Genomic DNA, 22,123 nt, shown 5'->3' with positions numbered 1-22,123 from the left:
GTCCCCTCGCGGCCCTCACGCGACGGCGGCCGCCGCCCGTCGCGCCGGTAGTCTTGCCCGTATGTGTGGAATCGTCGGATATGTCGGACAGCGCTCTGCGCTCGACGTCGTCATGGGTGGCCTGAGGCGTCTTGAGTACCGCGGGTACGACTCCGGCGGAGTCGCTCTGGTGCACGAGGGCTCGATCGTGTCGGCCAAGAAGGCCGGCAAGCTCGTCAACCTCGACGCGGAGCTCGAGGCCCACCCGCTGCCGGTCGCGCACACGGGCATCGGACACACCCGCTGGGCGACGCACGGTGCGCCCAACGACGTCAACGCGCACCCGCACCTGGACCAGACCGGGCGCATCGCCGTGGTCCACAACGGCATCATCGAGAACTTCGCGTCGCTGCGCGCCGGCCTCGAGGCGAGCGGCCACGAGCTGCTCTCCGAGACCGACACCGAGATCGTCGCGCACCTGCTGCACGACGAGCTCGAGCACACCGATGACCTCTCGGAGGCCGTACGCGTGGTGTGCCGCAAGCTCGAGGGCGCGTTCACCCTGGTGATCTGCGACGCCGCGAAGCCCGACGTGGTCGTGGGTGCCCGCCGCAACTCCCCGCTGGTCGTCGGCCGCGGGGAGGGCGAGAACTTCCTCGGCTCCGACGTCGCGGCGTTCATCGAGTTCACCCGCAACGCGATCGAGCTCGGCCAGGACCAGGTCGTCACGATCACGCCGGACGACATCGTCGTGACCGACTTCCACGGCAACGCCGCCGAGACCAAGGAGTACCACGTCGACTGGGACGTGTCGGCTGCCGAGAAGGGTGGCTACGACTGGTTCATGCTCAAGGAGATCGCCGAGCAGCCGCAGGCCGTCGCCGACACCCTGCTGGGCCGGCACTCCGCCGACGGGCGCCTGCAGCTCGACGAGATGCGGCTGTCCGACAGCGAGCTGCGCGACGTCGACCGCATCATCATCGTGGCGTGCGGCACCGCGGCCTACGCGGGGCTCGTGGCCAAGTACGCGATCGAGCACTGGACCCGCATCCCCTGCGAGGTCGAGCTGGCCTCCGAGTTCCGCTACCGCGACCCGATCATCGACCGGTCGACGCTCGTCGTCTCGATCAGCCAGTCGGGCGAGACGATGGACACGCTGATGGCCGTCCGCTACGCCCGCCAGCAGAAGGCTCGCGTGCTGTCGATCTGCAACACCAACGGCTCGACGATCCCGCGCGAGTCCGACGCGGTGATCTACACCCACGCGGGGCCGGAGATCGCGGTCGCGTCGACCAAGGGCTTCCTCGCGCAGATCGTCGCCTGTTACCTGCTCGCGCTCTACCTCGCGCAGGTCAAGGGCACCAAGTACGGCGACGAGATCAGCGACATCATCGCCGACATCGAGCAGATCCCCGCAGCCGTCCAGCGCATGCTCGACGACGGCGACCAGATGCGCAAGCTCGCCGCCGACCTCGCAGAGTCCCGCTCGATCCTGTTCCTCGGCCGCCACGCCGGCTTCCCGGTCGCCCTCGAGGGTGCGCTCAAGCTCAAGGAGCTCGCCTACATCCACGCGGAGGGATTCGCCGCCGGCGAGCTGAAGCACGGTCCGATCGCGCTGATCGAGGAGGGCCTGCCGGTGTTCATCGTCGTCCCGCCCAAGGGCCGCGACCAGCTCCAGGAGAAGACCGTCAGCTCGATCCAGGAGATCCGGGCGCGTGGCGCTCGCACGATCGTGCTGGCCGAGGACGGTGACGAGGACGTCGTGCCGTACGCCGACACGTTGGTGCGGCTGCCCAAGGTGCCGACCCTGTTGCAACCCCTGGTCGCGGTGGTGCCGCTGCAGATCTTCGCGTGCGAGTTCGCGTCGGTGCTGGGTCACGACGTCGACCAGCCCCGCAACCTGGCCAAGTCCGTCACGGTCGAGTAGATGACGATCCTGGGCATCGGGGTGGACGTGGTGGATCTCGCGCGCTTCGCCGAGACCCTCGAACGTACGCCGACGATGCGCAGCCGGCTGTTCACCGACGCCGAGGCGCACCTGCCGGTCGAGTCGTTGGCGGGCCGGTTCGCGGCCAAGGAGGCGTTCGTCAAGGCGCTGCGGGCGCCCGCCGGCATGTCGTGGCAGGACATCGAGGTCGTCAACGGTCCGCAGGGCGCGCCGGAGTTCCAGCTCTACGGCGCCGCGCTCGACCGGGCCAAGGAGCTCGGCATCACGACGGCCCACCTGTCGATCTCCCACGACACGAGCGTGGCGACGGCCTTCGTGGTGGCTGAATGCTGAGTGCCCACACCGTCGGCGACATCCGTGCCGCCGAGGAGGCGCTTGCCGCGACGCTTCCTGAGGGTGAGCTCATGCAGAGGGCCGCGCGGGGGCTCGCCGACAGCCTGGGGCTGATCCCGGCCGGCGAGGTCGTCGTGTGCCTGGTCGGTCCGGGCAACAACGGCGGCGACGCGCTCTATGCCGCGACGCACCTCCTGGATCGGGGCGTACGGGTCGACCTGTGCCTGCTCGACGAGTCCAAGGTGCATGCCGAGGGTCTGGCCGCCGCGACCGCAGCCGGTGCGCAGGTCGTCGCCGCGCCGGGCGGGCAGCGTTGGTGCCTCGACGCGATCTTCGGCATCGGTGCGCGTCCGGGGCTCACCGGCAAGGCCGCTGAGTGGGAGAGCTGGCTCGGCCGGGAGCTGCCCTACACGTTCGTGGTCGACGTGCCGTCGGGTGTCGACGTCGACGGGGCGACGCTGCCCGGCAGCCACGTCAGCGCCGAGGCGACGGTGACCTTCGGGACCTTCAAGAACGCACTGCTCGCCGACCCCGCAGCGGACGCGGCCGGCACGGTCACACTGGTCGACATCGGGCTCGTGCCCCACCTGCCGACGCCGTCGATCGAGGCGATCGAGGCCTCCGACGGCCACCTGCTCGACCAGGTGCTGCCGGGCAAGAGCTCGCACAAGTACTCGCGCGGCGTGCTGGGCATCGCCGCCGGGTCGGAGCAGTACGCCGGTGCGGCCCACCTCTGCGTCGCCGGCGCCCAGGCTGGGCTGGCCGGGATGATCCGGTTCGTCGGGAGCACCGCGCTCAGCCAGCGGGTCGTCGACCGGGCGCCCGAGGTCGTGGCCGGACGCGGACGAGTCCAGGCCTGGGTCGTGGGACCCGGCAGCGGCGACGACGTCGAGTCGCAGCTCGCGATGGCGCTCGAGGACGGCGTGCCCGTCGTGGTGGACGCGAGCGCGCTGCACCACATACCCGATCGGTTCGAGGTGCCAGCGCTGCTGACGCCACATGCCGGCGAGCTCGCGGCGATGCTGGACACGACTCGCGAGCAGGTCGAGGCCGACCCCCTCAGGCACGCCACCATGGCGGCCGAGCGCTGGAACGCGACGGTGCTGCTCAAGGGCCGGCGCACGCTCGTGGCCCAGACCGGTGCGCCGACCAGGGTCAACCTCAGCGGGTCGTCGTGGCTCGGCACAGCGGGCGCCGGCGACGTGCTGGCCGGGTTCGCCGGATCGCTGCTGGCCGCAGGCCTCGACCCGCGCAACGCCGGATCCATCGCGGCCTACCTGCACGGCGTGGCGTCGGTCCACGCCAACCCTGACGGTCCCATCGTGGCCACCGACGTGGCCTACGAGCTGCCGGCGACCGTCGCCGCATTCGTACGGGGGGACCTCGCGTGACCGCGCCACAGGCGGAGGCCGTCATCGACCTCGACGCGTTCCGCGCCAACATCGCCGCGCTCAAGGCGTGTGCGCCGCAGTCGGCGTTGATGACCGTGGTCAAGGCCGACGGCTACGGCCACGGTGCGGCGCAGGTGGCCCGTGCGGCGCGCGACGCCGGCTCCGAGTGGCTCGGTGCCGCGACCCTCGAGGAGGCCCTCGCCCTGCGACAGGCCGGCGATCGGGGCGACCTGTTGTGCTGGCTCGCCGCACCCGGCGCGAACTTCGCCGCGGCGATCGACGCGGGCGTCGAGGTCACGGCGTCGTCGGCCGGGCAGCTCGCGGAGATCCTCGCGGCACCGGCGACCGTACGCCCGAAGGTCCAGCTCAAGGTCGACACCGGGCTGTCGCGCAACGGCGCGTTCGGCACGCAGTGGACCGAGCTCGTCGAGGCCGCTGCCGTCGCCCAGATGGGCGGAGCCGTCGAGATCACCGGCGTGTGGTCGCACTTCGCCTGCGCCGACGAGCCTGGTCATCCGGCCAACGACGCCCAGGAGTCGGCGTTCAACCACGCCGTGGGTGAGCTCCAGACAGCCGGCATCGAGCCGGCGCTCCGGCACCTCAGCAACTCCGCGGCGACCCTGACCAGGCCCTCGGCCCACTTCGACCTCGTCCGCGTCGGCATCGCGGCATACGGCATCCGGCCCGATCCCCGCATGACGTACGAGACACGGCTGACGCCTGTGATGACGCTGCGGGCCCGCCTGGCCGCCGTCAAGCGCGTGCCGGCCGGCGCCAGCGTCTCGTACGGCCACACGTGGACCGCCGAGCGCGAGACCACGCTCGGCCTCGTCCCCATCGGCTACGGCGAGGGCATCCTGCGCACCGCGTCCAACCGTGCCGAGGTCGGCTTCGCCGGCGGACGCGCGCGTCAGGTCGGCGTGGTCTGCATGGACCAGTTCGTCATCGACCTCGGCGACGCCGATGCCTCGCGGGGCGACCTCGTCACGGTGTTCGGGCCCGGCGCCGACGGCGAGCCGACCGCCGAGGACTGGGCCGCCGCCGCGGGCACCATCGCGTACGAGGTGGTCACCCGTCTCGGCGGCCGCATAGAGCGTACGTACGTGGGGGAGCAGGCATGAAGCGCGCGGCAAAGGTCGGCACCACTGCCGGGGCGTTCGTGGCTGCGGGCGTCGTGGCGACGCTGCTCAACGGCCGGCAGCGCCACCAGCGGCGCCTGAGGCGCGGCGAGGACGTCGAGTTCGGCTCGGTCCACAGCGACCCGGTGCAGGTCACGGCCACCGACGGCGTGCTGCTCAACGTCGAGATCGACGAGGCCGAACGCAAGACCCCGACGGTCGTGTTCGTGCACGGCTGGGTCGAGTCGATCGACGTCTGGCACTACCAGCGGCTCGCGTTGAGGGGCAAGGTCCGCATGGTGTTCGTCGACCTGCGCTCGCACGGCGAGTCGGGGCGCTCGTACCTCGACAACTCCTCGATCCCGCACCTCGCCGACGACCTGCGCACCGTCATCGGCGCCCTCGTGCCGCGCGGACCCATCGTCCTGGTGGGTCACTCGATGGGCGGCATGGCGATCATGGAGCTCGCCGCGGCGGAGCCGAAGCAGTTCGCCCGCAGGGTCAAGGGTGTCGTGCTCATCAGCACGAGCTCGGGCAAGCTGATGCGCAGCAGCCCGGCCCTGCGCTACCTGATCCCGTTCCTGCGCGTCGCGTCGCCCGTGCTGGACTGGGGTCGTACGTTCAACAGCTATTCGATCGTTCGGCGCTGGGGACTCGGCCCGAACGCCCAGGAGCGCCACGCCGACATGACCAACGAGATGATCCTGAAGTCGCCGACCCACGTGCTGATGGACTTCTACCCCAACTTCGTGTCCCTCGACCTGACGTCGGGCCTCAAGACGATGGGGTCGGCCAAGACCGTCGTGATGGGTGGCACCGCCGACCTGATCACGCCGATCAAGCACAGCCGCCGCCTCGCCGACGCCATCCCCGGTGCCAAGCTCGTCGCGCTCGACGACGTCGGCCACATGGTCATGTTCGAGGAGCACGAGAAGGTCACCGAGGTCATCGAGGACGTCCTGGAGGGGCTGGCATGACCGCGCTCAACGTCATCCATGCCGGACCGGAGCACGCTCCGCAGATCGTCGACATCATCCACCGGTCGTTCGGTGCCCGGCCCGCCCTCGACCCGCCGTCGACGGCGTCCGAGGAGACCGTGGAGTCGGTCGCCGAGGTGCTCGGCACGGCCGGGGGACTCCTGGTCGAGCGCCGTGGACTGCCGATGGGCGCGATGCTGTTCGACGAGTCCCGCCCGGGACAGCTCGGCCTCAAGCGGGTCTGCGTCGACCCCGACATCCAGGCCCGCGGCGTCGCGTCGGCGATGGTCGGGGTCGCCGAGGACACCGCCGAGGAGCGCGGCAAGGACGGCATCTGGCTCGACGTGCGCGAGGAGCTGCCCGAGACGGTGCAGTTCTGGTCGCGGCGGCTCTACCACCCGGTCGGTCGCGATCGCCAGTTCATCGAGTTCGGCAAGACGTTGTGGCTGGCCCGTGAGGTGCCCACCCCCGACGAGATGCACGACCTCGCCGCGAAGCTGTCGACCCTGCTGCGGCCCGGCGACCTGCTCGTCCTGTCCGGTGACCTCGGTGCCGGCAAGACCACGTTCACGCAGGGCCTCGGCGAGGCGCTGAGCGTACGCGGGCCGATCACCTCCCCGACGTTCGTCATCGCCCGTACGCACCCGTCGCTCGCCGGGGGTCCGCCGCTCGTGCACGTCGACGCCTATCGGCTCGGCAGCGCCGCCGAGCTCGACGACATCGACCTCGACGCCACGACCGAGGAGGCCGTCACGGTAGTCGAGTGGGGCGACGGCATGGCCGAGCAGCTGTCGGACAGCTGGCTGCACGTACGCATCGAGGTTCGCGGTGCGCGTCCGATCGACCCGCTCGGGACGCCGCACGAGGGTGACCTCGTCGACGAGGCCGAGCCGCGCGTCGTGACCGTCAAGCCGCACGGTCCCCGTTGGGTCGGCGTGCCGCTGCGCTCGACCCTCCTCTCCTGACCTCCGCTGAGTCATCAGCGTTAGGGTTCATGGCGTGCTGCTGCTTGCGTTCGACACCGCCACCCCGGCCATCACGGTCGCCGTCCACGACGGCGAGCGCGTCGTCGGCGAGGCCGCGGGCGAGGGCGCCATGGCGCACGGCGAGCTGCTCGCACCCGCCATCAGGGACGCCGTGGCTCAGGCCGGCGCCACGATGGCCGACCTCACCGACGTCGCCGTCGGCGTGGGCCCCGGGCCGTTCACCGGTCTGCGCGTCGGCGTCGTCACGGCACTGACGCTCGGCTCGACGCTGGGCCTGACGACGCATGGGGTCTGCACGCTCGACATCATCGCCGCCGACACCCAGGTCGAGGGCGAGTTCCTCGTCGCCACCGACGCCCGCCGCAAGGAGGTCTACTGGGCTCGTTACGGCGCCGATCATGTGCGCCTCGACGGTCCCCATGTCGACTTCCCGGCGGATCTCGCGGGGCGGCACCCCGACCTTCCGACGTACGGGCGGGGCGGTCAGCTGTATGACGGCGTGCTGCGTGCCGCCGGCGAGTCGAGCGACCCCCGTGCGGCCGCGTTGGCGCGGATCGTCGCGGCAGGCACGGCCCAGGTGCTGCCGCTCGAGCCGCTCTACCTGCGGCGCCCCGACGCCACCCCGTCGGTCTCGACCAAGCGCGCATGATCCGCACGGCCCTGCCCACCGAGGTCACGGCTGTCACGGCGATCGACCTCGCGTGCTTCGGCCGGGACGCCTGGACCGAGACCCTGCTCCGTGCCGCGATCGAGGACGAGCGCCGGACCCTGCTGATCGACGACCTGGAGGCTTACGGGCTGATCGCCGTCGCCGGTGACGTCGCCGACCTCGAACGCATCGCCGTCATGCCGTCGCGTCGCCGCCAGGGCGTTGCGCGGCGGATCCTGGACGCACTGTGCGCCGCCGCGGGCGCTCAGGGTGCGTCCCGCATGCTGCTCGAGGTGGCCGCGGACAACGCCGCGGCGACGGGGTTCTACGACGCGTACGGGTTCACCACGATCAGCCGGCGTGCCGGCTACTATCGCGACGGCGTCGACGCGCTCGTCATGCAGCTCGAGCTCCAGGAGGCTTGATGAGGAAGAACGTCAGCTCACCGTCGCCGTTCGAGGACGTCGTCGGCTACTCCCGCGCCGTACGCGTCGGCGACAGCGCGTGGGTCGCCGGCACCACCGCGACGGTCGACGGGGAGGTCGCCGGGGTCGGCGACGCGTACGAGCAGGCGCGCGTCGCGTTCGGGATCGCGCTCGAGGGCCTCGGCACGACCGGCCTGGGGACGGAGCACGTCGTACGCACGCGGATGTACGTCACCGACATCGCCGACTTCGACGCCGTCGGCCGGGCCCACAAGGAGATCTTCGACGCCGTACGCCCCGTCGCCACGATGGTGCAGGTCGTGGCGCTCGCCCGTCCCGAGCACCTCGTGGAGGTCGAGATCGAGGCACGCATTGCGCGTTCGGGATGGCGTGGAAGGCTGGGTGCATGACCGAGACTCCAGACACCTTTGACGACGACGGCGACGGACCCGACCAGGACGCGATCTTCGACGATCCGGACGAGACCCTCGACTCGGGCTACTCGCCGCCGGAGAGCTACCGCGGCGAGGGATTCGGCACGACAGCCGACGAGGCGCTGCAGGGCGAGTCCCTCGACGAGCGCCTCCGCCAGGAGGAGCCGGACGCCGATCCCTATGCCGAGCCGGCCGAGGACATCGACGACGGCGAGGTCGGCACGGAGCGCGCGGGTCGTCTGGTCGATCCCGACGAGGGCTTCGGCGAGGACACCGAGAAGGACCTCGTGGGCGAGGACGTCGGTGTCGACGGCGCCGCTGCGAGCGCCGAGGAAGCCGCCGTCCATGTCGTGGAAGAGGACTGAGCGGGGCCGGGCGTGAGCCTGCTCTCGATCATCGCTTCGGTGCACGCGTGTGCACTAAGGTGACCTGATGCGCGACATCACCTACCCTCCGGTCATCCTCACCGCCCGGACGTTGTTCAAGGTCCTCGGCATGAAGTTCCAGATGTCGGGCACGGAGCACATCCCGCGCACCGGTGGCGCGATCCTCGCCGCCAACCACATCGGCTACGTCGACTTCATCTTCGACGGCTTCGCGGCCCAGCCGAGCGGGCGGCTCGTGCGCTTCATGGCCAAGAAGGACGCGTTCGACCACAAGATCTCCGGGCCGATCATGCGCTCGCTCCACCACATCTCGGTCGACCGCGACAACGGCCAGGCGTCGTACGACCAGGCGGTCGAGTACGCCCGCAACGGCGAGATCGTCGGGATCTTCCCCGAGGCCACGATCAGTCGCTCGTTCGAGATCAAGGAGCTCAAGACCGGCGCCGTGCGCATGGCCGCCGAGGCCGGCGTGCCGCTCATCCCCATGGTCACCTGGGGCACGCAGCTGCTGAAGACCAAGGACCACCCGTCCGACATGAAGGGCCGCGGCAAGACGATCGGCCTGCACGTCGGCGCGCCGCTCGAGGTGACCGGTGAGGACCCCGTCGCCGAGACCGCGCGCCTCCGCGAGGCCATGACGGAGCTGCTCGACAAGGCGATCGCCGACTACCCCATCAGCCCCGAGGGCAAGTGGTGGGCGCCCGCGCGGCACGGTGGCACGGCCCCGACACCGGAGCAGGCCAAGAAGCTTGATGAGGAAGAGCTGATCGCCCGCGCCGCGCGCCGGGCCGCCAAGAAGGAGTCGTGACATGAAGGCAGTGCTCGGGCAGACGGTCCTGGCCGAAGCGCCGGTCGAGGACCTCGTCAAGATCGAGGGCAACTGGTACTTCCCCCCGGCGAGCCTCACCGACGGCGCGTTCGAGAAGAGCCCCACGGCGTACCACTGCCCGTGGAAGGGTGACGCGCAGTACTGGAACGTCGGCGCCGGGGACGACCGCCTGCCCGATGGCGCCTGGTCCTACCCCGAGCCGATCCCGTCGTCGTTCGACAAGGTCGGCCAGGACTACAGCGGTTACGTGGCCTTCGACCCCCGCGTGACCGTCGCCGAGTAGGACCCCGGGAGAGCTCAGTCGCCGACCGACCCGTCGGCCATCTCGCGGAGCAGGTCGAGGTGGCCGTTGTGCCGCGCGGTCTCCTCGATCAGGTGCAGCAGGATCCACCGAGCCGTCAGGGGGATGTTGCGCGACTGCTTGCCCTTCATCGCCATGTCGAGGTCGACGGTCTCGAAGACCGCGCGGGTGCGGGCCGCCTCCTCCTCGTAGAGCCGGATGACCTCGTCGAGGGGCAGCTCGAGGCCCTCGCGCAGCTCGGCGTCAGGATCTTCGTCGGTCCACGGCCCGTCGTCCTCGCCGCCGAACAGGTCGGCCTTGACCCACGACCGCTCGACCCAGCGCAGGTGGTTGAGCAGCGCGGCAGGCGCGGTCAGCGGCGAGGTCTCGATCGGGGCGTGACGTGCCTTGGCCTCGTCCAGCCCCTGCACCTTGAACACCGCGGTCTCCTGGACGTACTTCAGCATCGTGAGCAGCAGCGTGCGCTCGTCCCACGGTCCGTCGGGTCCCGGGTCGTCAGATCTCGTCATGGTTCGAGCCTGCCACAGCCGCCTGTCACAATGGCGGCGTGAGTGAACCGTTGGTGATGGGCATCGAGTCGTCGTGTGACGAGACGGGCGTGGGCATCGTGCGTGGCACGGAGCTGCTGGCGCATGCACTCTCGTCGAGCATGGAGCAGCACGTACGCTTCGGCGGCATCGTGCCGGAGGTCGCCAGCCGGGCCCACCTCGAGGCCATGGTCCCCACGCTCGAGCAGGCCTACGCCGAGTCCGGCATCCGTGTGCAGGACGTCGACGCGATCGCGGTCACCAGCGGGCCCGGTCTCACCGGCGCGCTCCTGGTCGGCGTCGCGGCAGCCAAGGCCCTGGCACTGGCGCACGACAAGCCGCTCTACGGCGTCAACCACCTCGCCGCGCACGTCGCGGTCGACCAGCTCGAGCACGGCCGCTTCGAGGAGCGTGCCGTGGCGCTGCTGGTCAGTGGCGGCCACACCGAGATCCTGCTCGTCGACGACATCGTCACCGGCATCACGTTGCTCGGGCAGACGATCGACGACGCCGCCGGCGAGGCGTTCGACAAGGTCGCCCGGTTGCTCGGCCTGCCCTATCCCGGCGGCCCGCACATCGACCGCGTCGCCCGCGAGGGTGACGCCTCGACGATCAAGTTCCCCCGTGGTTTGACGGGCGGCCGTGATCTCGACAAGCACCGCTACGACTTCTCGTTCTCCGGCCTCAAGAGTGCTGTCGCCCGGCACGTGCAGCACGAGGACCGCATGGGGCGTACGTTCGCGGTCGCCGACATCGCCGCGTCGTTCCAGGACTCGGTCTGCGACGTGCTGACCAAGAAGGCCATCGACGCGTGCCTCGACCACGACGTCAAGACCCTCATCATCGGCGGTGGCGTGGCGGCGAACGGCCGGCTGCGCCAGTTCGCCGAGGAGCGCGCCGCCAAGGCCGGCATCCAGATCCGGGTGCCGCGCATCGGCCTGTGCACCGACAACGGCGCGATGGTCGCGGCCCTCGGAGCCGAGGTCGTACGCCGTGGGCTGCCGCCGTCGTCGCTCGACCTGCCCGCCGACTCCAGCATGCCGGTCACGCACGTCGTCGCGGCCTAGCCGACCCGGCTGAACCGCACGACCTGTCCCGGTGCCGCCTGCCCCAGACGGTCGGTGTGCCGGTCGAGCACGACCGCGATGACCGGGTAGCCGCCTGTCACCGGGTGGTCGGGGCCGAACACGATCGGCTGGCCGTCTGCCGACACCTGGATGCTGCCGCGCACGCACGGCTCGCTCGGCAGCTCGTCGGTCCTGGTGCGTTCCAGCGCCGGACCGGTGAGGCGTACGCCGACGCGGTCCGAGGCCGGGCTGACCTGCCAGGGCGACTCCAGCAGCCGGCGCACCGCTGCCGCCGTGAACCAGTCGTCGCGCGGCCCGAGCACCACGTCGAGCGTCAGCTCGCCGGTACGTCCGAGAGGCGGCACGTCCTCGATGTCGGGCGGGTGGGTCGCCGGGCCGACATCGAGGCGGTCGCCGGTGCTCAGCGGGGCAGGGCCGAGCCGGGCCAGCGTGTCGGTCGACCGCGAGCCGAGCTCCTCCGGCACGCCGATGCCGCCGGCCACCCCGACGTACGCCCGGAGTCCCGCGCCGGGCGTTCCCAGGGCCAGGCGTTCGCCCGCGTGCAGGCGGACCGCCCGCCCGTACGCCCGAGGGTCACCGTCGACCGTGATGGCGCCCGCGCCGCCCGTCACCGCCACCCATGTGGCCGTCTCGGCTCGCAGCTCGAGCCCACCGCGCAGCACCTCCAAGGCGGCGGCGCCCGGCTCGTTGCCGAGCACGAGGTTGACCTGGCGGAGCGCCGGTCGGTCGAACGCGCCGGACGGGCTGACGCCGAGGTGCCCCAGACCCGGCCGGCCGAGGTCCTGCACGAGCGTGAGCAGGCCGGCGGACTCGACGACGAGGGTCATGCCACGACGAACCTGACGGTCGTGCCGGCCGTGAGCAGGGCGGGCGGCTCGCGCTGGGTGTCCCACATCGCCAGCTCCGTGCGGCCGATGAGCTGCCAGCCGCCGGGCGACTCCCGCGGGTAGACGCCGCTGAACTCGCCGGCGAGCCCCACCGAACCTGCGGGCACCCTGTTGCGGGGAGACTCGCGACGCGGCACCTGCAGGCGCGGATCTCCGCCGACGAGGTAGGAGAACCCGGGCGCGAAGCCGCCGAACGCGACCGTCCAGGGCGTACTCGTGTGCGCCTCGACGACCTCGGGCTCGGTCAGGCCGGTGAGCCTGGTGACGTCGTCGAGATCGGCGCCGTCGTAGACGACCGGGACCTCGATCTCGGGCCCGTCGAGCGGACTGGCGAGATCGGCCGGCGTCGTACGCCCGACCAGCGATCGCAGAACCGAGGGCTCCCCGCGGAGGAGGACGGTGCGGGCGCCGAGCACCACCTCGGCCTCGTCGTGGAGCGCGGCGAACCAGCGCTGCGCCTCGTCGAGCGACTCGCAGTCGATCAGGAGCGCCGTGTCGCCGTACGGCTTGAGGTTCACGCGATGACGCTCGTGAGCTCGGCGCCGTGTGCCTCGAGCGCCGTACGCACCGCGCGCGCCAGGTCCACCGCGCCCGGGCTGTCGCTGTGCACGCAGACCGACGAGACGCTGTCCATCAGGCGTACGGCCTGGGCGGCGACGGCCTCGGGGTCGTCGAGCACCGCGCCGGGCTCGCTGCGGGGCACGAGCCGGCCGTCGGAGGTGTAGGCCCGGTCGGCGAAGCCCTCACGGATGACCGGGATGCCGCAGGCCTCGGCGATCGACAGCGACACCGATCCGGGCAGCCCGAGCAGGGGCAGCGGTGTGCCGAGACCTTGGACTGCGTCGACCACGGCCTGCGCCTGCACGTCGTCGTCGACGATCCGGTTGTAGAGGGCGCCGTGCGGCTTGACGTACGACACGACGCCGCCGGCTGCGCGGGCGATCCCGTCGAGCAGCAGGATCTGGCTCAGGACCTCGCCGGTGAGCTCGTCCGAGGGCATGTCGAGGTGGAGCCGGCCGAAGTTGCCCCGGTCCGGATAGCCGACCTGGGCGCCGATCGCCACGCCTCGTGCGACGGCCGCTTCGCACGTCGCCTGCATGAGCTCGGCGTCGCCGGCGTACGCCCCGCAGCACACGTTGGCGCTGGTGACGATGTCCAGCAGCGCGACGTCCTCACCGGACTCCCACCGCGGCCAGGACTCACCGAGGTCTGCGTTGAGGTCGATCCGCATGGCAGCAGCCTATGCCCCGAGATTTGGATGCTGCTGCACCACGAAAACGCCGGCGGTGGTGCACCGGCATCCAAACCTCGGACCGTCAGAGGCGCTCGACGAGGAACGCGCGGCCGTGGCCGTGGACGCGGGTCATGATGATCGTCGCCGTGTTGGGGCCCTTGAGCTTGAGCCGGCGGATCAGCTCCTCGGGCACGATGTCGACGCCACGCTTCTTGACCGTCAGCGTCCCGACGCGGCGCACCTGGAGCGCGGCCTTGAGTGGCTTCTCCCGGAACGGCAGCTCGTCGACGATCCGGAACCCCCGTGCCAGCGGTGTCGTGTGCACGGCGTCCGAGGCGACGTACGCGATGTGGGCGTCGGGCAGCCACCCGCCGATCGTGGCGGCGAGCTCGCTGACCAGCCCGGCGCGGATGACGGCGTCGTCGGGCTCGTAGAGATACGCCCCGACGTCCGCCACCGCCACGGGCTCGCCGGTCGACACGAGCCCGGCACCCGACGGCAGCACCGTGGCGCGGCGAGTCGCCGAGGCGAACGGCGCGCCCCACAGACACGCCTCGACGAGGTTGCCGCCGTCGCTGACCCACTCGGCCTCGACCCCGCCCGGCACGGCGTCGTGCGCGATCCCCGGCATCAGCTTGGCCACGGCGCGACCTGCCAGCAGCTCCCTCACCCAGTCCCACGGCGGTTGCAGGTCGGACACCGAGAACGTACGTCCGCGGCCGTCCCGGCGTGCCGGGTCGATGAACGCGACCTCGTCGGCGCCGATCTCGACCGAGCGGGCGTCGGCGCAGATGACCTCGCCGTCGAGCCCGAGCGCGTGCAGGTTGGCGGCGGCGACCGCGGCCCGTACGGGATCCAGCTCGACCCCGCGGACCCGCAGTCCGGCGCGGGCCAGCGCCACGAGGTCGCCTCCGATGCCACAGCCGAGATCGACCACGTGCGTGGCCCCGGTGGACGCGAGTCGCTCGGCGCGGTGCGTGGCCACCGGCATCCGTGTCGACTGCTCCAGGGCGTCGTGCGTGAAGTACATCCGGGCCGCATCCGCGCCGAACTTGGTCGCTGCCCTGCCGCGCAGGTGGTTCTGGGTCACCGCTGCCGCGACGAGCGCCGGCGCGTACGTCTTGCGCAGCCGGGTGCCCAGCGCCAGGTCCGACTCGACGCCGGCCCGCTGAGCGACGTCGGCGAGCAGGAGCTGGCCCGCGGGGGACAGCAGCTGCTCGAACGTCGCCAGATCCATGGGGAGCAGTCTGCCGTGTTCCGGCCAAGGGGCCGGACCCAGGTTTTCCGCGCCGATTGGTTACATGGGTCGTGTCGGATCCGTCATCACCTATGACGAGATGTCCGATGTGAGGTGACGACATGACCGGATCGACCCACGACGAGCCGTTGGCGGCGGCGTTCGAGGAGCAGCGCGCACGCCTGGTGACGCTGGCCCATCGCCTGCTCGGCTCGCAGTCGGACGCCGAGGACGCCGTGCAGGAAGCCTGGTTCCGTCTGGCCCGGCAGGAGGCCGGCTCGATCGACAACCTCGGCGGCTGGCTGACCACAGTCGTGAGCCGGGTCTGCATCGACGCCTTGCGCTCGCGCACGTCCAGGCCGGTCACGTTCTTCGACGACAGGCTGCCGGAGGTCGTCGTGACCGATCCCGCGACCGGGCCCGAGGACGACGCGCTGCTCGCCGACTCGGTGGGGTTGGCGATGCTGGTCGTGCTCGACACGTTGCGGCCGGCCGAGCGCCTCGCGTTCGTCCTGCACGACCTGTTCGCGGTGCCGTTCACCGAGATCGCGGCCATCCTCGACCGGACCGTCGAGGCCACCAGGATGCTCACCAGCCGGGCGCGCCGGAAGGTGCGGGGTGCGCCGACCCCGGATCGCCGGGCCCGGACCGCGGTGGTCGACGCGTTCCTCGCAGCGGCCCGGGACGGAGACTTCGCTGATCTGCTCAGGCTCCTCGATCCGGATGTCACCTGGCGCCACCAGTCGCCCGACGGGACGGCCTCCCTGGTCGGTGCGTCCGACGTCGCGCGCCAGGCGGCGCAGGGTGCCAGTGGCCCCGTCGTCGCGCAGTCGGTGCTCGTCAACGGCGAGCCCGGAGTCGTGGCGCGGACCCCGAGCGGTGAGCCGTTCGCGGTCATGGCGTGCGCCGTGGTCGGCGGCCGGATCGTCGAGATCCTGTCGCTCCGCGACCCGGCGAGGCTTGCCGCGATGCACCTGCCGCCCATGTCGTGACTCGACGGCGCGGAGCCGGGGCCGCTAGCACTCGTTGAGGGCGAGTGCTAGATTTCGTATTGGCACTCTCGCCATGAGAGTGCCAAGCATCGGTGAGTACGACCCCCGCGACGGCGTGCCCACCAGCGTCCACCGTTCCACCGCCTGAAAGGGGAGGTCGACACGTGTCGGTCACCATCAAGCCGCTCGAGGATCGCCTGGTCATCCAGGCTGTCGAAGCCGAGCAGACCACTGCATCAGGTCTGGTCATCCCGGACACTGCCAAGGAGAAGCCCCAGGAGGGCAACGTCATCGCTGTCGGACCCGGTCGGGTCGACGACAACGGCAACCGCGTTCCTCTTGACGTCGCCGTCGGCGACAAGGTCATCTTCAGCAAGTACGGCGGCACCGAGGTCAAGTACGACGGCCAGGAGTACCTCATCCTGTCCGCTCGCGACGTCCTCGCTGTCGTTTCGTGATCTGACGCCCCGGCGCCCCTCCGCGGGCGCCGGGGCCTCTCACGTACGCCACCCCAGTCGCACCCCCACATTTTCGAAAGAAGCTGACATGCCCAAGATCCTCGAATTCGACGAGAACGCCCGCCGCTCGCTCGAGCGCGGCGTCGACAAGCTCGCCAACACCGTCAAGGTCACCCTCGGCCCCAAGGGTCGCTACGTCGTCCTCGACAAGAAGTGGGGCGCCCCCACGATCACCAACGACGGCGTGACCGTCGCGCGTGAGGTCGAGCTCGACGACCCGTTCGAGAACCTCGGCGCCCAGCTGGCCAAGGAAGTCGCCACCAAGACCAACGACGTCGCCGGTGACGGCACGACGACCGCGACCGTCCTGGCCCAGGCCATGGTCCACGAGGGCCTGCGCGCCGTCGCGGCCGGCGCCAACCCGGTCGGCCTCAAGAAGGGCATCGAGGCAGCCGTCGAGGCCGTCGTGAAGCGCCTGCACGAGGTCGCCCGCGACGTCGACGACATCAAGGACATGACCGACGTCGCGACGGTCTCGTCGCGCGACGGCGTCATCGGCCAGCTCATCGCGGAGGCCTTCGACAAGGTCGGCAAGGACGGCGTGATCACGGTCGAGGAGTCCAACACCATGGGCACCGAGCTCGAGTTCACCGAGGGCATGCAGTTCGACAAGGGCTACCTCTCGCCCTACTTCGTGACCGACACCGAGCGCATGGAGACCGTCCTCGACGATCCCTACATCCTCGTCAACCAGGGCAAGATCTCGTCGGTCAGCGACCTGCTGCCGATCCTCGAGAAGGTCGTCCAGGCCGGCAAGCCGCTGTTCATCATCGCCGAGGACGTCGACGGCGAGGCGCTGTCGACGATCGTCGTCAACAAGATCCGCGGCACGTTCACCTCGGCGGCCGTCAAGGCCCCGGCCTTCGGTGATCGCCGCAAGGCCATGCTTCAGGACATCGCGACGCTCACGGGCGCGCAGGTCGTGACCCCCGACGTCGGCCTCAAGCTCGACCAGATCGGCCTCGAGGTGCTCGGCACCGCTCGCCGCGTCGTCATCACCAAGGACGACACGACGATCATCGACGGCGGCGGCGACAAGGCCGAGGTCGACGGTCGCGTCGGCCAGATCAAGGCCGAGATCGAGAGCACGGACTCCGACTGGGATCGCGAGAAGCTCCAGGAGCGTCTCGCCAAGCTCGCCGGCGGCGTCTGCGTCATCAAGGTCGGCGCTGCCACCGAGGTCGAGCTCAAGGAGAAGAAGCACCGCATCGAGGACGCCGTCTCGGCGACCCGCGCGGCGATCGAGGAGGGCATCGTCGCCGGTGGCGGCTCGGCTCTCGTCCACGCCGTCTCGGTGCTCGACGACAACCTGGGCCTGACCGGTGACGAGGCGGTCGGTGTCCGCATCGTCCGCATCGGCGCCGACGCCCCGCTCGAGTGGATCGCCCGCAACGGCGGCGTCTCCGGCGAGGTCGTCGTCAACAAGGTCCGCGAGAGCGGCGAGGGCTACAACGCGGCCACCGAGCAGTACGGCGACCTGGTCGCCCAGGGTGTCCTCGACCCGGTCAAGGTCACGCGCTCCGCGCTGGCCAACGCCGCGTCGATCACCGCGATGCTGCTGACGACCGAGACCCTGGTCGTCGAGAAGCCGGCCGAAGAGGCCGAGGACGCGCACGCCGGACACAACCACTGATCCGGAGTAGGTAACAAGGAGAGACGGATGGCTCGGGTGAGCCATCCGTCTCTCTCGTTCTCTGAGCTGTTGCGCCGGTGTCGGGTAGCGCGAGCATATCGACTCCCGTGGTCTCGATACGCCGGCCGCGGGCGGCCTCCTACTCGACCGGCGAGGTGCGCGCCCCTCGGGCTAGATTCATGCGGGTGAGCACATCGCCGCACGACTTCGAGGGCGTACGCGCCGAGCTCGACCTCCCGACGCTTGCCGAGACGGCGAGCTTCCCGCCCGAGGTGGCCGCCGAGGCCACCACGATCGCCGAGGCCGCCCGCACCGACGTCGAGGACGCGACCACGATCCCGTTCGTCACGATCGATCCGCCCGGCGCACGCGACCTCGACCAGGCGATGTTCCTCGAGCGGGTGGGCGACGGCTTCAGGGTTCACTACGCGATCGCGGACCTGGGCGCCGTGATCCCGCCCGGTGGCGCCGTCGACGCCGAGGCCCGTCGGCGCGGCCAGACGATCTACCTGCCCGACGGCCGTGTGCCGCTGCACCCGCCGGTGCTGTCCGAGGACGCCCTGAGCCTCCTGGCCGGAGAGGTGCGCGGCGCAGCGGTCTGGACGATCGACGTGGCCGCTGACGGCGAGCTGGGCAACGTCTCCGTACGCCGCGCGCGGGTCAGGTCCGTGGCACAGCTCGACTACGAGGGTGTGCAGCGTTCGTTCGACGCCGGTGAGCCGCACCCGTCGCTCGAGCCGCTCGCCGACCTCGGCCGGCTGCGTCAGCGCGTACGCGTCGACCGTGGCGCGATCGAGCTCGCACTGCCCGAGCAGGAGGTCGAGCGTGAGGGGGACGCGTGGCGCGTCGTGATGCGGGTCCGCACCGACGTCGACGGGTGGAACGCGGAGATCTCACTGTTGACCGGCATGGCCGCGGCGCAGCTCATGCTCGGGGCCGAGGTGGGGCTGCTCCGCACCCTCCCGCCCCCGGATGACCGGGCCAAGGCCGACTTCCTGCGCACCGCACGCTCGCTCAAGGTCGCCGTGCCTGACGGAGCGACTCCCGCCCACGTGCTCGTCGGCCTCGATCCCGCGCTGCCCGCATCGATCGCACTGATGACCGAGGCGACCCGGCTGCTCCGCGGTGCCGGCTACGAGGCGTTCGACGGCTCGAGGCCGGCGCAGGTGGACCACGGTGGGGTCGGCGGCCCGTACGCGCACGTCACCGCGCCCCTGCGGCGCCTCGCCGACCGCTTCGGCACCGAGGTCTGCCTCGCGATCTGCGAGAAGCGAACCGTGCCGGACTGGGTGCGCGAGGCGCTGCCGTCCCTGCCGGAGATCATGAAGGAGTCGGACCGCCGCGCCTCGAAGGCCGATCGCACGTGCATCGACCAGGCCGAGGTGTGGTCGCTGGCCGGTCGGGTCGGGGAGTCGTTCGACGCGGTCGTCATGCACGCCGACCGAGAGGGCGGCGAGGTGGCTCTGCTCGACCCGCCGGTCATCGCCCGGTGCCGGGGCGAGGGCCTGCCCGAAGGTGAGCAGGTCAGCGTACGTCTGGCCGAGGTCGACGAGGCTCGTCGTGAGGTGCAGTTCACGTTCGGGGGCCCTGCCGACTAGGCATTTCGTTAGGTTAGGCTGCCCTTATGAAACGCAGACTTCTCGCGGCCACTGCCGCGATCGCCCTCGTGACCCTTGCCGCCTGCGGCACCTCCGCCTCGGAGGACGCCGGCAGCGGTCCCTGGACCTACACGGACGACCGCGACACCACGATCACCCTCGACTCGCCTCCCAAGCGCGTCGTCGCCCAGTCCTCGCTCGCCGCTGGGCTGAACGACCTCGGCGTGGACGTCGTCGGCGTCTTCGGTCCGCTCAAGCGCGCCGACGGCTCGCTGGACCCGCAGGCGGCGGGCCTCGACCCCGACGCGATCACCGACGTCACGGCCGGCGGGGAGTACGGCAGCCTCGACCTCGAGAAGCTCGCGAGCCTCGAGCCCGACCTCATCGTCACCAACATGTACCTGCCGCCAGAGCTCTGGTACATCAACGACGCCACGGCCAAGAAGGCCGTCAAGCTCGCCCCGATCCTCGCGGTCGACTTCCAGGGCGACTCGGTCATCGAGAGCATCGAGGACGTCCAGGAGCTCGGTGCGAAGCTGGGCGCCGACCTCGACTCGGCCAAGGTCGCCAAGGGGCGCGCGGACTTCGACGCCGCGAGCAAGCGGCTCACGGACGTCGGCGCGAAGCTCGGCGACCGCGAGGTGCTCGTCGTCTCCGGCACCAAGGACCTGTTCTACGCCGCTGACCCCGCGCAGTTCCCCGACCTCGACTACTACGAGTCGCTCGGGCTGCCGATCATCGCGGCCAAGGCCAAGGCGGGCACGTACTGGGAGGACATGAGCTGGGAGAAGTCTGACAAGTACGACGCCGACGTGGTCATGTGGGACTCGCGAGAAGGGGGATCGACGCTCAAGCAGTTCCAGGACCAGCCGGTGTTCTCGACGATCACGGCGGCCAAGAACGACGCCTGGGTGCCGTGGGAGGCCGTGTCGCCGGCGAGCTTCGCGGCGTACGCCAAGGTCATCGATCGTCTCGCCGACGACATCGAGGAGCAGCTGTGAGGCGCCTCGGCACGATCCTCGCGGCAGCTTCCCTGCTGGTGGCCGCGGCCTGCGGCTCGTCGGCATCAGACGACGAGGGTGCCGGGCCGTGGACGTACAAGGACGACGTCGGCACCCCGATCTCGCTGGACCACGCGCCGAAGCGGCTCCTCGTGCAGTCATCGATGGCGGCAGCCCTGACCGACCTCGGCCTCGGTGACGAGATCGTGGGCACGTTCGGGCCGCTCAAGAACGCCGATGGCCAGCCCGACTCGCAGGTCGCCGGCCTGGACCTCGGCAAGGCGGAGGACGTCACGGGCGGCGGCGAGTACGGCTCGATCGACCTCGAGAAGGCGGCCAGCCTCAAGCCGGACCTGGTCGTCACGAGCGCCTACCTCAAGAGCGACCTCTGGTACGTCAACGACGCGACCGCCAAGAAGCTCAAGCAGCTCGCGCCGATCCTGGTCGTGAGCTTCGACGGCAAGACGTTGCCGCAGATGCTCGACTCGACCGAGCGGGCGGCCAAGGCTCTGGGTGCCGACGTCGACTCGGACACCGTACGCACGGCGCACGACGACTTCACGGCCGCGGCCGGCCGCGTCGAGAAGGCCGGCCAGGCCCTCGGCAGCAAGAAGATCCTGGTCGGCTCACCGGCCAAGGACGTCTTCTACGTGTCGAACCCTGAGGTCAGCCCCGACCTGAAGTACTGGCGCGACCAGCTCAAGCTGCCGCTGGTGGTGCCGACGAAGCCCGACGAGGGCGGCTACTTCCAGACGCTGAGCTGGGAGAAGGCCGACCTCTATCCCGCCGACGTGTTCCTCTACGACGACCGTGTGGGCAAGGCCGGTCTCGCGATCCTCGAGGACCAGCCGGTGTTCGAGACCCTGCAGGCCGCAAAGCACAAGGCGTACATCCCGTGGACGTCCGTCGCGCCGCCCAGCTATCGGGCGTACGCGGACATCATGAATCGCCTGGCCACGCAGCTCGAGACGTATGCGGGCTAGTCGGAGCGGCGCTGGTCGAGTCCGGCCAGCACGATGTCGAGCTTGCGGTCGTACCAACCGCGGCCGCGCCAGACCTCTTCGGTGTCGTAGGCCTTGAGGACCGGCAGCCGGGGGCCGTCGGCGTGGCTCTGCTCGATCGCCTTGAGCCGTTGCATCTCGGCGGACGCCGTGAGCGCCAGGGTGATGACGAACTCGACCGCCACGGCGGCGTCCTCGAGCAGGAATCCCTGGTTCTGCAGCGACTCGATGTACTTCTCGATGCGCTCCTCGACCGCTCGGGGCGACTTGGGCGCGCCGAGTGCAGCGGTGTCGAGGCCCGGATGGTCCTCGCACATCTGCCAGATGGTCAGCCCGATGCCCTTGAGCAGGTCCTGCCAAGGCAGGTCGGCTTCCGGCCAGGTCGCGGCCAGGATCGCCTTGTCGAGGGCGCGGACGAGCAGGTCGTCACGATCCTCCACGTAGCGGTACAGACCGGAATGAGCGACCCCGAGCCGACGGGCGACCGACGGCATGCTGAACGTGGCGATTCCGTCGTCAAGCGCGGCCTGCGCGATGACGTCGACTGTGAGTGCCCTCGGGCGCCCTGGCTTACGGTCCATCCCGACATCATACTGCGAGTACGGATCAATCGTCGGTTGTTCTGTGACCCCGGTCGCACCACCCGGTCGG

General features: G+C 70.7%; 25 protein-coding genes. 19 read left to right on the top strand and 6 right to left on the bottom strand.

Annotation, left to right across the window (positions count from 1 at the left end; genetic code table 11):
- Positions 1 to 61: 61 nt before the first annotated feature.
- From glmS to ASE12_RS08075, 12 genes are all read left to right on the top strand, one after another.
- Positions 62 to 1,906 (top strand): glutamine--fructose-6-phosphate transaminase (isomerizing), encoded by a 1,845-nt coding sequence (gene glmS / locus ASE12_RS08130; RefSeq protein ID WP_056399176.1) that lies wholly within the window; start codon positions 62 to 64, stop codon positions 1,904 to 1,906.
- Positions 1,907 to 2,260: a holo-ACP synthase gene (locus ASE12_RS08125; protein WP_056399174.1), complete on the top strand. Its 354-nt coding sequence runs from the start codon at positions 1,907 to 1,909 to the stop codon at positions 2,258 to 2,260. It abuts the gene before it with no gap.
- Positions 2,254 to 3,651 carry a bifunctional ADP-dependent NAD(P)H-hydrate dehydratase/NAD(P)H-hydrate epimerase gene (locus ASE12_RS08120; RefSeq protein WP_056399172.1) on the top strand — a complete coding sequence of 466 codons (1,398 nt, stop codon included), beginning with the start codon at positions 2,254 to 2,256 and terminating at the stop codon, positions 3,649 to 3,651. Before ASE12_RS08125 ends, ASE12_RS08120 begins: the two co-directional genes overlap by 7 nt.
- A complete protein-coding gene (gene alr / locus ASE12_RS08115; protein ID WP_056399171.1) occupies positions 3,648 to 4,772 on the top strand; it encodes an alanine racemase in 1,125 nt (374 codons plus the stop codon). Before ASE12_RS08120 ends, alr begins: the two co-directional genes overlap by 4 nt.
- Positions 4,769 to 5,746, top strand: a complete 978-nt coding sequence (locus ASE12_RS08110; RefSeq protein ID WP_056399168.1) for an alpha/beta fold hydrolase — start codon at positions 4,769 to 4,771, stop codon at positions 5,744 to 5,746. Before alr ends, ASE12_RS08110 begins: the two co-directional genes overlap by 4 nt.
- On the top strand, positions 5,743 to 6,711 hold the full coding sequence (tsaE, locus tag ASE12_RS19730) for a tRNA (adenosine(37)-N6)-threonylcarbamoyltransferase complex ATPase subunit type 1 TsaE (protein ID WP_082582157.1): 969 nt from the start codon (positions 5,743 to 5,745) through the stop codon (positions 6,709 to 6,711). Before ASE12_RS08110 ends, tsaE begins: the two co-directional genes overlap by 4 nt.
- Positions 6,712 to 6,745: 34 nt before the next feature.
- Positions 6,746 to 7,381 (top strand): tRNA (adenosine(37)-N6)-threonylcarbamoyltransferase complex dimerization subunit type 1 TsaB, encoded by a 636-nt coding sequence (gene tsaB, locus ASE12_RS08100; protein WP_056399166.1) that lies wholly within the window; start codon positions 6,746 to 6,748, stop codon positions 7,379 to 7,381.
- A complete protein-coding gene (locus ASE12_RS08095; RefSeq protein WP_056399164.1) occupies positions 7,378 to 7,806 on the top strand; it encodes an N-acetyltransferase in 429 nt (142 codons plus the stop codon). Before tsaB ends, ASE12_RS08095 begins: the two co-directional genes overlap by 4 nt.
- Complete coding sequence (locus ASE12_RS08090; protein WP_056399161.1) at positions 7,806 to 8,216, top strand: RidA family protein; 411 nt, start codon at positions 7,806 to 7,808, stop codon at positions 8,214 to 8,216. The genes ASE12_RS08095 and ASE12_RS08090 overlap by 1 nt, the downstream gene beginning before the upstream one ends.
- Positions 8,213 to 8,605, top strand: a complete 393-nt coding sequence (locus ASE12_RS08085; RefSeq protein WP_056399158.1) for a DUF5709 domain-containing protein — start codon at positions 8,213 to 8,215, stop codon at positions 8,603 to 8,605. The genes ASE12_RS08090 and ASE12_RS08085 overlap by 4 nt, the downstream gene beginning before the upstream one ends.
- A gap of 67 nt (positions 8,606 to 8,672) precedes the next feature.
- On the top strand, positions 8,673 to 9,434 hold the full coding sequence (locus ASE12_RS08080) for a 1-acyl-sn-glycerol-3-phosphate acyltransferase (protein ID WP_056399156.1): 762 nt from the start codon (positions 8,673 to 8,675) through the stop codon (positions 9,432 to 9,434).
- Between the two features lies 1 nt (position 9,435).
- Positions 9,436 to 9,738, top strand: a complete 303-nt coding sequence (locus ASE12_RS08075; RefSeq protein WP_056399155.1) for a DUF427 domain-containing protein — start codon at positions 9,436 to 9,438, stop codon at positions 9,736 to 9,738.
- 14 nt (positions 9,739 to 9,752) lie between these two features.
- On the opposite strand, the gene ASE12_RS08070 is transcribed toward ASE12_RS08075, so the two are convergent.
- Positions 9,753 to 10,265, bottom strand: a complete 513-nt coding sequence (locus ASE12_RS08070) for a DinB family protein (protein WP_056399154.1) — start codon at positions 10,263 to 10,265, stop codon at positions 9,753 to 9,755.
- Positions 10,266 to 10,303: 38 nt separating this feature from the next.
- On the opposite strand from ASE12_RS08070, the gene tsaD reads away from it, so the two are divergent.
- The gene (tsaD, locus tag ASE12_RS08065) at positions 10,304 to 11,350 is read left to right on the top strand and encodes a tRNA (adenosine(37)-N6)-threonylcarbamoyltransferase complex transferase subunit TsaD (RefSeq protein ID WP_235508869.1); all 1,047 of its coding nucleotides are present in this window, start codon (positions 10,304 to 10,306) and stop codon (positions 11,348 to 11,350) included.
- On the opposite strand, the gene ASE12_RS08060 is transcribed toward tsaD, so the two are convergent.
- From ASE12_RS08060 to ASE12_RS08045, 4 genes are all read right to left on the bottom strand, one after another.
- Positions 11,347 to 12,198, bottom strand: a complete 852-nt coding sequence (locus tag ASE12_RS08060) for a biotin-dependent carboxyltransferase family protein (protein WP_056399150.1) — start codon at positions 12,196 to 12,198, stop codon at positions 11,347 to 11,349. The genes tsaD and ASE12_RS08060 overlap by 4 nt on opposite strands.
- Complete coding sequence (locus ASE12_RS08055) at positions 12,195 to 12,776, bottom strand: allophanate hydrolase subunit 1 (RefSeq protein WP_056399146.1); 582 nt, start codon at positions 12,774 to 12,776, stop codon at positions 12,195 to 12,197. Before ASE12_RS08055 ends, ASE12_RS08060 begins: the two co-directional genes overlap by 4 nt.
- Complete coding sequence (locus ASE12_RS08050) at positions 12,773 to 13,489, bottom strand: LamB/YcsF family protein (RefSeq protein WP_056399143.1); 717 nt, start codon at positions 13,487 to 13,489, stop codon at positions 12,773 to 12,775. Before ASE12_RS08050 ends, ASE12_RS08055 begins: the two co-directional genes overlap by 4 nt.
- A gap of 85 nt (positions 13,490 to 13,574) precedes the next feature.
- Positions 13,575 to 14,729: a class I SAM-dependent methyltransferase gene (locus tag ASE12_RS08045; protein ID WP_056399140.1), complete on the bottom strand. Its 1,155-nt coding sequence runs from the start codon at positions 14,727 to 14,729 to the stop codon at positions 13,575 to 13,577.
- A 122-nt stretch (positions 14,730 to 14,851) separates the two neighbouring features.
- Here ASE12_RS08045 and ASE12_RS08040 point away from each other — a divergent pair, with 122 nt between their 5' ends.
- The 6 genes from ASE12_RS08040 to ASE12_RS08015 all read left to right on the top strand — a co-directional run bounded on the left by ASE12_RS08040 (position 14,852) and on the right by ASE12_RS08015 (position 21,454).
- On the top strand, positions 14,852 to 15,721 hold the full coding sequence (locus ASE12_RS08040) for a sigma-70 family RNA polymerase sigma factor (protein WP_056399136.1): 870 nt from the start codon (positions 14,852 to 14,854) through the stop codon (positions 15,719 to 15,721).
- 164 nt (positions 15,722 to 15,885) lie between these two features.
- Entirely contained in the window at positions 15,886 to 16,179 is a 294-nt protein-coding gene (gene groES, locus ASE12_RS08035) for a co-chaperone GroES (protein WP_056209271.1), read from the top strand.
- 88 nt (positions 16,180 to 16,267) lie between these two features.
- Positions 16,268 to 17,872 (top strand): chaperonin GroEL, encoded by a 1,605-nt coding sequence (gene groL / locus ASE12_RS08030; protein WP_056399133.1) that lies wholly within the window; start codon positions 16,268 to 16,270, stop codon positions 17,870 to 17,872.
- A gap of 185 nt (positions 17,873 to 18,057) precedes the next feature.
- Positions 18,058 to 19,470 (top strand): RNB domain-containing ribonuclease, encoded by a 1,413-nt coding sequence (locus ASE12_RS08025; RefSeq protein WP_200954983.1) that lies wholly within the window; start codon positions 18,058 to 18,060, stop codon positions 19,468 to 19,470.
- Positions 19,471 to 19,496: 26 nt separating this feature from the next.
- The gene (locus ASE12_RS08020) at positions 19,497 to 20,471 is read left to right on the top strand and encodes an ABC transporter substrate-binding protein (RefSeq protein WP_056399129.1); all 975 of its coding nucleotides are present in this window, start codon (positions 19,497 to 19,499) and stop codon (positions 20,469 to 20,471) included.
- On the top strand, positions 20,468 to 21,454 hold the full coding sequence (locus ASE12_RS08015) for an ABC transporter substrate-binding protein (RefSeq protein ID WP_056399127.1): 987 nt from the start codon (positions 20,468 to 20,470) through the stop codon (positions 21,452 to 21,454). Before ASE12_RS08020 ends, ASE12_RS08015 begins: the two co-directional genes overlap by 4 nt.
- On the opposite strand, the gene ASE12_RS08010 is transcribed toward ASE12_RS08015, so the two are convergent.
- Positions 21,451 to 22,053, bottom strand: coding sequence for a TetR/AcrR family transcriptional regulator (locus ASE12_RS08010; RefSeq protein WP_056399125.1), 603 nt, complete (start codon positions 22,051 to 22,053; stop codon positions 21,451 to 21,453). The genes ASE12_RS08015 and ASE12_RS08010 overlap by 4 nt on opposite strands.
- Positions 22,054 to 22,123: the final 70 nt, after the last annotated feature.

It is taken from the genome of Aeromicrobium sp. Root236 (assembly GCF_001428805.1).
In the GTDB taxonomy this organism is placed as follows: Bacteria; Actinomycetota; Actinomycetes; order Propionibacteriales; family Nocardioidaceae; genus Aeromicrobium.
This window is presented reverse-complemented; position numbering and strand designations above follow the sequence as displayed.

Coding starts and splice junctions, on each gene's coding strand:
- tsaE (WP_082582157.1), top strand. CDS start 5,743: ATGACCGCGCTCAACGTCATCCATGCCGGACCGGAGCACGCTCCGCAG.
- ASE12_RS08010 (WP_056399125.1), bottom strand. CDS start 22,053: ATGGACCGTAAGCCAGGGCGCCCGAGGGCACTCACAGTCGACGTCATC.
- ASE12_RS08075 (WP_056399155.1), top strand. CDS start 9,436: ATGAAGGCAGTGCTCGGGCAGACGGTCCTGGCCGAAGCGCCGGTCGAG.
- ASE12_RS08050 (WP_056399143.1), bottom strand. CDS start 13,489: ATGCGGATCGACCTCAACGCAGACCTCGGTGAGTCCTGGCCGCGGTGG.
- ASE12_RS08110 (WP_056399168.1), top strand. CDS start 4,769: ATGAAGCGCGCGGCAAAGGTCGGCACCACTGCCGGGGCGTTCGTGGCT.
- groL (WP_056399133.1), top strand. CDS start 16,268: ATGCCCAAGATCCTCGAATTCGACGAGAACGCCCGCCGCTCGCTCGAG.
- ASE12_RS08020 (WP_056399129.1), top strand. CDS start 19,497: ATGAAACGCAGACTTCTCGCGGCCACTGCCGCGATCGCCCTCGTGACC.
- ASE12_RS08070 (WP_056399154.1), bottom strand. CDS start 10,265: ATGACGAGATCTGACGACCCGGGACCCGACGGACCGTGGGACGAGCGC.
- ASE12_RS08090 (WP_056399161.1), top strand. CDS start 7,806: ATGAGGAAGAACGTCAGCTCACCGTCGCCGTTCGAGGACGTCGTCGGC.
- ASE12_RS08095 (WP_056399164.1), top strand. CDS start 7,378: ATGATCCGCACGGCCCTGCCCACCGAGGTCACGGCTGTCACGGCGATC.
- ASE12_RS08045 (WP_056399140.1), bottom strand. CDS start 14,729: ATGGATCTGGCGACGTTCGAGCAGCTGCTGTCCCCCGCGGGCCAGCTC.
- ASE12_RS08060 (WP_056399150.1), bottom strand. CDS start 12,198: ATGACCCTCGTCGTCGAGTCCGCCGGCCTGCTCACGCTCGTGCAGGAC.
- ASE12_RS08080 (WP_056399156.1), top strand. CDS start 8,673: ATGCGCGACATCACCTACCCTCCGGTCATCCTCACCGCCCGGACGTTG.
- ASE12_RS08085 (WP_056399158.1), top strand. CDS start 8,213: ATGACCGAGACTCCAGACACCTTTGACGACGACGGCGACGGACCCGAC.
- ASE12_RS08040 (WP_056399136.1), top strand. CDS start 14,852: ATGACCGGATCGACCCACGACGAGCCGTTGGCGGCGGCGTTCGAGGAG.
- ASE12_RS08125 (WP_056399174.1), top strand. CDS start 1,907: ATGACGATCCTGGGCATCGGGGTGGACGTGGTGGATCTCGCGCGCTTC.
- ASE12_RS08120 (WP_056399172.1), top strand. CDS start 2,254: ATGCTGAGTGCCCACACCGTCGGCGACATCCGTGCCGCCGAGGAGGCG.
- glmS (WP_056399176.1), top strand. CDS start 62: ATGTGTGGAATCGTCGGATATGTCGGACAGCGCTCTGCGCTCGACGTC.